4 protein-coding genes and 1 pseudogene are annotated in these 6,980 nt (G+C 76.3%); 2 read left to right on the top strand and 3 right to left on the bottom strand.

The window, feature by feature from the left end:
* Positions 1–242: 242 nt before the first annotated feature.
* Both lhgO and HYE82_RS32120 read right to left on the bottom strand, forming a co-directional pair.
* A complete protein-coding gene (gene lhgO, locus HYE82_RS32125) occupies positions 243–1,472 on the bottom strand; it encodes an L-2-hydroxyglutarate oxidase (RefSeq protein ID WP_179177731.1) in 1,230 nt (409 codons plus the stop codon).
* 19 nt (positions 1,473–1,491) lie between these two features.
* The gene (locus HYE82_RS32120) at positions 1,492–3,180 is read right to left on the bottom strand and encodes a sporulation protein (RefSeq protein WP_179177730.1); all 1,689 of its coding nucleotides are present in this window, start codon (positions 3,178–3,180) and stop codon (positions 1,492–1,494) included.
* A gap of 817 nt (positions 3,181–3,997) precedes the next feature.
* Between HYE82_RS32120 and HYE82_RS32115 the strand changes: the two genes are divergently transcribed.
* Positions 3,998–6,076 (top strand): asparagine synthase-related protein, encoded by a 2,079-nt coding sequence (locus HYE82_RS32115; RefSeq protein WP_309144516.1) that lies wholly within the window; start codon positions 3,998–4,000, stop codon positions 6,074–6,076.
* A 15-nt stretch (positions 6,077–6,091) separates the two neighbouring features.
* On the opposite strand, the gene HYE82_RS38620 is transcribed toward HYE82_RS32115, so the two are convergent.
* Positions 6,092–6,493: an NPCBM/NEW2 domain-containing protein gene (locus tag HYE82_RS38620; protein ID WP_309144515.1), complete on the bottom strand. Its 402-nt coding sequence runs from the start codon at positions 6,491–6,493 to the stop codon at positions 6,092–6,094.
* Between HYE82_RS38620 and HYE82_RS38615 the strand changes: the two are divergent.
* A pseudogene (locus tag HYE82_RS38615) lies at positions 6,483–6,980 on the top strand (hypothetical protein); the annotation flags it as partial. The gene HYE82_RS38620 and the pseudogene HYE82_RS38615 overlap by 11 nt on opposite strands.

Here is a 6,980-nt window from a genome sequence, read left to right as displayed (position 1 = left end):
CCACGGATCCCGCCCGCGCGACAGCGGAGCCCCTCGGGTGGATCCAGCTGGTGCGGTGGCAGTGCACCCGGGGTGGATCCAGCCTGCGCGGCGTTTGAGCGCTCCCGGCGCGCAGCTCCCGGCGCGCAGCTCCCGGGGGTCGGCTCCGGGGCGGAGCCCCGGGAAACGGTGAGAGGGCGGGGCGGGGAGCAGCACCGCGCAGCGGCACCGCACCGCACCCCCGCCCGGCGGCGGCCCGCAGCTCAGGCGGCCCGCAAGGCGGCAAGCGCCCTCCGCCCGATCTCACGCCCGATCGGCAGCGAGGCCGTGGCTGCCGGCGACGGCGCATTCAGCACGTGCACGGTCCGATCCGCCTCCCGGATCAGGAAGTCGTCGACGAGCGTCCCGTCCCGCAGTACGGCCTGCGCCCGCACCCCCGCCTCCGCAGGCCGCAGATCCGCGGCCGTGACCGCCGGCAGCAGCCGCTGCACCGCTTCGGTGAAGGCGGCTTTCGACAGCGAGCGGTGGATCTCGCCGGCGCCGTACCGCCAGTGCCGCCAGGCCATCCGCCAGGCTCCGGGCCACGCCAGCTCGTCGGCGATGTCCCGCGGTCGGACCACACCCCAGCCGTATCCCTCGCGGGCGAGGGCGGGCACGGCGTTCGGCCCGACGTGCACTCCGCCGCCGATCCCGCGCGTCAGGTGCACCCCGAGGAAGGGGAACGCCGGATCCGGCACCGGGTACACCAGCCCGCGCACCAGCTCCGGCCGCCGCAGGTCGTAGTACTCCCCACGGAACGGAATAATCCGCATCCCCGGGTCGTCCCCGGCGAGCCGCGCGACCCGGTCGCACTGCAGGCCCGCGCAGTTCACCAGCGCCTTCGCCCGCACGACCACGCCCGCGGACGTCCGCACCGCCACCGCAGACGCCCGCCGCGAGACGAGGTCCACGGCCCCGCCGTAGACGATCTCCGCCCCGGACGACTCGGCCAGCTGCCGGGCCACCTGCCCGTAGTCGGCGATCCCGGTCGTGCCCACGTGGATCGCGGCCAGCCCGCGCACCTCCGGCTCGTACTCGGCGATCTGCGCCGGGCCCAGCTCGCGCACCGGAATCCCGTTCTCCCGGCCCCGCTGCACGAGCGCGTGCAGCCGCGGCAGCTCCTCCCGCCCGGTGGCGACGATGAGCTTGCCGGTGACCTCGTGATCGATGCCGTGCTCCGCGCAGAACTTCACCATCTCGGCGGCGCCGCGCACCGCGAAGCGCGCCTTCAGTGATCCGGGCCGGTAGTAGATGCCGCTGTGGATCACTCCGCTGTTACGGCCGGTCTGGTGCCGGGCCGGGGCGGACTCCTTCTCCAGCACCACCACCCGGGTCCCCGGCGCCAGCTGCGACAGGGCGTACGCCGTCGACAGTCCGACGATGCCACCACCGACGACCAGCACATCGCAGTCGAGCCTGCCCAAGCTGCCACCTCCCACCCCTGCATACTGCACCCCGCCACCGACAGCAGTGCTACGCGGGGGCCACCAGCAGCGGCCGGGCCCGTTCGCGCAGCTCCGCGACGCGCGGCTCGTCCCCGTAGGGTTCCAGGCGGTGCAGCAGGTCCCGTACGTATTCGGTCGTCCGCGCCGAGGAGATGCGGCCCGCGACCTCCACCGCGCGGGCGCCGGCCGCGCACGCCGCGTCGAGATTGCCCGATTCCAGCTCGGCGACCGCGCTGACCACCAGCCGCAGCCCGTGCGAGCGCACGTACTCCTCGGTGGGGCGGGACAGCGCCTGCTCGGTGAAACGCCGTACCTGCCGGGGAAGCTTGAGGTCCCGGTAGCATTCCGCCGCGTCCGCCGCGAAGCGGTCGTACGAGTAGAAGCCCAGCCATGTCGGGTCGTGGTCGGCGTCCCGGGCCCGCTCCAGCCAGCCCTCCGACGCACGCAGCGCGGCTTCCGCGGCCGCCGAGTCGCCCGCCTTCGCGTGCGCCCGGGCCTCGATCAGCCGGAAGAAGCTCATGGTGCGGGCCGTGGCGAGGCCGCGGTTGCGTTCGACGGCCGCCTGCGCGAGGTCGACGCCCTCGTCGGGGAAGTCCCGGTACGTCGCCTGCAGCGACATCGAGGCCAGGACGTACCCGCCGAGCGGTACGTCCGCGGCCGCCCGGGCCAGGCGCAGCGCCTGGATGTAGTAGCGCTGGGCGGCTTCCTGCTGGCCGGTGTCGAAGGCCATCCACCCGGCCAGCCGGGTCAGTTCGGCGGTCGCGCCGAACAGGGCGCGGCCCACTTCGTCGCTGTACGAGCCGAGCAGCAGCGGTGCCGCGTCGACGCGCAGGCACTCGGGCACCATCGACGAACGCCAGTCCCCGCCGCCGTACTTGGAGTCCCAGCGGCGCGCGTCCTCGGCGGCCTCGCGCAGCTTGCCGACGTCGCTGTGGCCGACGCGCTGCGGCGAGGAGTCCGACAGTCCGAGGACCGTCGGGACCAAGGGCGGGGCGTGCGGCGTTTCACCCGAGGGCAGGGCGGGCACAACCGCCGACGCGGGGGGCGACGAGGGCGTGGACGGGGCGGCGGAAGCGGAAACGGACGCAGGGGCGCCGACGGAAGCGGAACCGGAGGGGGTGGACGGCGAGGCCGAGGAGACGGCAGCCCGAGCCGGGCCGGAGCCGGTACCCGGGCCGGAGCCGGCGGCAGCAGCCGGGCCGGCGACGGCGGCAGCACCCGGGCCGCCGGCGACGGCCGCGGGTTCGCGCGCCACGGAGCTGTCGGCCGGAGATATCAGCCAGCGCGAGGCGGGCGTCGCGTACGCCGATACGGAGAACGAGCCGGCCAGCGACTGCCAGATCCCACCACCGCCCCGCCGCCCGGCGAGGTCGAGCCGGTAGAGGTCGGTCGCGGAGCGCACCGCGTCGCCCACGTCCCGCGGGAAGGAGAGGCCGACCTCGGGCGCGGGGTCCGCGTCCGCCAGCCCGATCTCGTGCAGCGGCACCGGCCGCCCGAGCTTCGCGCCGATGGCGGCGGCGATCAGGTGGGGGGCGGCGCCCTGCGGCACCATCCCCTTGGACACCCACCGCGCCACGGAGGTCTTGTCGTAACGAAGCGTCAGGCCGCGCTGTGCGCCGAGGTCGTTGACGCGCCGCGCCAGTCCGGCGTTGCTGATGCCCGCCAGTGCGAGGACGGCGCCGAGCTTCTCGTTGGGTTCGCGGAGCTCCCTGGACATGCGCCACCCCTCGTCACACGCGGAACGCACACAACTCATGCGCACGCACAGGCATTCGCCGGCACTCGTGCGCCGCCGGGGCATAGGCGCCCGGCATTTCGTAAACCCAGCGTAGTTCCCCGCCTCCCAAGCGTTAAGGCCCCGACTTCCGTATGGCGGGATTGTTGTCCGCTCGCACAGTCGGACCCGGGCCCCCGCCGAGGGCGCGCGCCCCCCGGCGCGCCCCCCGTCGTGCTCCGTCCGTGTGGCCGTGCGCCCGCTCGTGCGCTCTGGCCGGTACCGGGCCCCGGCGATTCGATGTGCGGTGCGTGGGTCGGCCCGCTGCGTGGATCCGGTGGGCCGGGGGATGCCGCTGCCTCAATCCCCGCGGGTGGCGGAACGGTCCGGGGGGTGGATCCCGCCTCCCGGACCGCGCCCGCACACCGCGTCCCGTACCGCAGCGCACCACCGAAGAATGGCCGAAACCGACCTATGGGGCGGGAGGAGCGGAACGCCAAATACCGAGTGTCCAAGGCGTGTTCGTTCGTACGTGCGCCCTCTTCGGTAACTCCCGCACGCCTGTCTCGTGGCAGCATGGACCCGAGCCACCCGGGGTCCAGCCGGCCGCGCCCTTCGTGCTGCCCGGCCCGTGCACGCCCCGGTCAATTGCCCACAGGCTGGGGAGGCGGCGGTGCGCTGGTTGGTGGGGTGGAGCAGTATCGCCGCGAGCTTCGGCACGGCCGGCCGCGTCTCCGGCCACGCCGACCGGGGCGGCCGCGGCCCGTACGGCACCCGGGCCGCCTACGGCCCGCCCCCCGGCTTCGACGGGGGCGGCCTGATCACCGGCGGCCTCGCCGACGCCTCCCACCCGGACGACCCCGCAGGCCACGAAGCCGAACGCACCGTCGTCCCGGTCGGCGCCCAACTCCTGTGGGGCGATCCCGACCCGCTGTGGGCCGTCGGCGACTGGCGCCCCGACGAGATCCGCACCCTCACCGCCGACCCCGGCGACCCCTTCACCCGGATCGCCGTCTTCGGCTGCTGCGGCGCCACCGACGCCGAGCTGCGCCGCGCACTCGTCGCAGCCCGCGGCGGGGCCCTGCGCCACCTCACCCAGTGGTCCGGCAGCCACACCGTCGTCGTCCAGACCGGCCGCCGCATCACCGTGGTCGGCGACCTCGCCGGCGCCCGCCCCGTCTTCTACACGCCGTGGGCCGGCGGGACCGCGTACGCCACCGCCGCGCTCCCCCTCGCCGACCTCATCGAGGCACAGCTCGACATCGGCCACCTCGCCGCCCTCCTCGCCTGCCCCGACAGCCCCGAGGCACTGGGCGACGGCACACCGTACGTCGGCGTGCGGCGCATCCCGCCCGGGCACGCCCTGATCCTGCGCGAGGGCTCGCGGGAGATCACCGGGTACGAGCCCGTGGCCTCCCTCGCCGTGGCCGCGCCGGCCGCCGACCCCGACCGGGCGGTCGAGGGCGTACGCGAGGCATTGGTGGACGCGGTGCGCGCCCGGCTCACGGCCCCCAGGCACGCTCCCGACACACTGCCGCACGACCCCGGCCCGGTGCCCGGAATGGGCCCCGCCGACCGGCGCGCCGCCCGCGGGGCGCCCGTGCCGGGAGTCGGCGCCGACCTCTCCGGCGGCAGCGCCTCCGCAACCCTCGCACTGCTCGCCGCCGGCCTGCCCGGCCAGCCGGGCACGATCGCCAGACGCACCGGGGAACGGCTGCTGGCCGTCACCTTCAACGACCTCGCCACCCCCCGGGGCCGCGAGGCCGAACTCGAACGCGCCCACGCCATCGCCGCCAACCCCCGGCTGCACCACGTCGTCGTCGCCGCGGCCGAGGAAGCCCTCCCCTACGCCGACCTCGACGGGCCCCTCACCGACGAACCCGGCCCCTCGCTGGTCATCGCCGCCCGCGAGCGGCGCCGGCTCGCCGCCGGCTCCGCCGACCACTTCGTCGGACACGGCGCCCGCCAGGTCCTCGACGCCCACCCGGCCCGCCTTGCCGACCTCCTCATGGACCGCCGGCGCCGCCACCTGCTGCGCCCCATGGCCGCCCTCGCCCGCTCGGCCCCCGCGGACACACCGGCCTCGCTCCTCGTCCCCTTCTCCGTCTACTCCGCGGCCCGCCGCCTCGCCCGTACGCCGTACCGCACCGGCATGGAGGCCGCCGCGGCCCGGCTGCGCGACGGCGACGTGTGCGACGGACCCTCGTCCGGGCCGGTCGACGCCTCCCTCGCCGCCCTCACCTGGTCCCGGCCGGGACCGGCCGCGGGCTGGCTGACCGGCGAGGCGCTCGCGGAAGTATCGATCCGCCTCACGGCCGCCGCCGGCCGGCCCCCCGTCTCGCTGCGGCCCGGCGAAGCCCGCGCCCGCTCGGCCCTGGCCCGCCACGCCGCCGACCACCGCGTCTTCGAACAGGCCGCCGAAGTCCGCAGCCAGCGCCTGCACGCCCCCTTCCTCGACAACCAGGTCGTACGGGCCGCCCGCGCCCTGCCCGAGTCCCTGCGCGTCCAGCCGGGGGCACGCGCCGCGATCCTGCGCAGCGTGCTGTCCTCGGCCGGCGTCCGCGAACTCCCCCCGGGATGGGGCGCCCCCGCCCACACCCCGAACGAGGCCGCCACCCGTCTGGGCCTCCGCGCCGCCCTGGACTCCCTGCTCGCCCTGTTCACCACCCCGTTGCTCGCCGACGCCGGCCTGATCGAGGCCCGCGTCGTCCGACAGGCCCTGCTGGACGCGGCGGAGGGCCGTCCCGTCCCGCTGGACGGCCTCGCCGAACTCGTCTCCATGGAGCTCTGGCTCGGCCGCCTGCTCAACCGACGCGGCACCTGCTGGACGGGCACCACCACCCCCCGTCGCCGAGCCGTCCCCAACGGCGTTCCCGCCCCCCGCCCGGCACTCTCCTGACGCCCGCTGCCCGCATCAGCGGCAGCTGATCACCGCATCGCCCCAGCTCGCCAGCGCCGGCATCCGGCCCTGCCCCACCTGCTCGACCACCAGCCGCACCGCCTTGCGCCCGGTGAGGGGGACGCTCACGGCGGCCGCCGGGTCGTCATGGCCGAGCGGGCCGGACCGCCACAGCCGCTGCCCGTCCGCGTACACCGAGAACCGGACCTTGCCGTCGGTCAGCAGCGACAGGCCGTCCACCCCGGCCCGCGCCGAGAACGAGCTGCACGGCCGGTTGAGGGCGATCTCCACCGAGGACGGGGCGCGCACGGTGATCCCGTGTGCGTAGCGCCGGTCGGCGATCTCCAGCCCCCAGCGCTGCCACACCCAGCTGCTGTGCCAGGTCTGCAGTTCGGGGCCGCTGTGGTTGCCGAGCACCGAGTGGGCGAGCCCGGCCAGCTGGTATCCCCGCGGCGGCTGCGGCGGGCTCGGTGTGGGCGAGGGCTTCGGCGGCGCCGGGCTGGGCGTTGCAGGGGCCCCCACCGACGGCGACGGCGACGCGGCACCCGTCGTGGGCGCCGGCGCGGCCCGCGACGCGGACGCGGACGCGGCCGGAGCGGGAGGGGGAGGGGGAGCGGGCGCCGTCGCGGGCGGCGATGCGGGTGGTGCGGGTACGGGCTCCTCCACGGCCGACGGCTCGGACACGGCCGGGGCCGGGGCCGGGCTCGACGGCAGCGGCGCCGGGACGGCCGGCGCGGTCACGCCGGACGCGGGCCTGGCCTGGGGCACCGGCTCGGGCTCGTCCCCGGCCAGCGCGAACACCACGCCGGCTGCCGCGGCGACCGCGAGCCCGGCGGCAAGCGAGGCCTTGGCCGACACCCCGAGCCCCTCGGAGACCACCGCCCCGCCGATTCCGCCCCCGGAC

It is taken from the genome of Streptomyces sp. BR123 (assembly GCF_013401435.1).
Lineage (GTDB): Bacteria > Actinomycetota > Actinomycetes > Streptomycetales > Streptomycetaceae > Streptomyces.
This window is presented reverse-complemented; position numbering and strand designations above follow the sequence as displayed.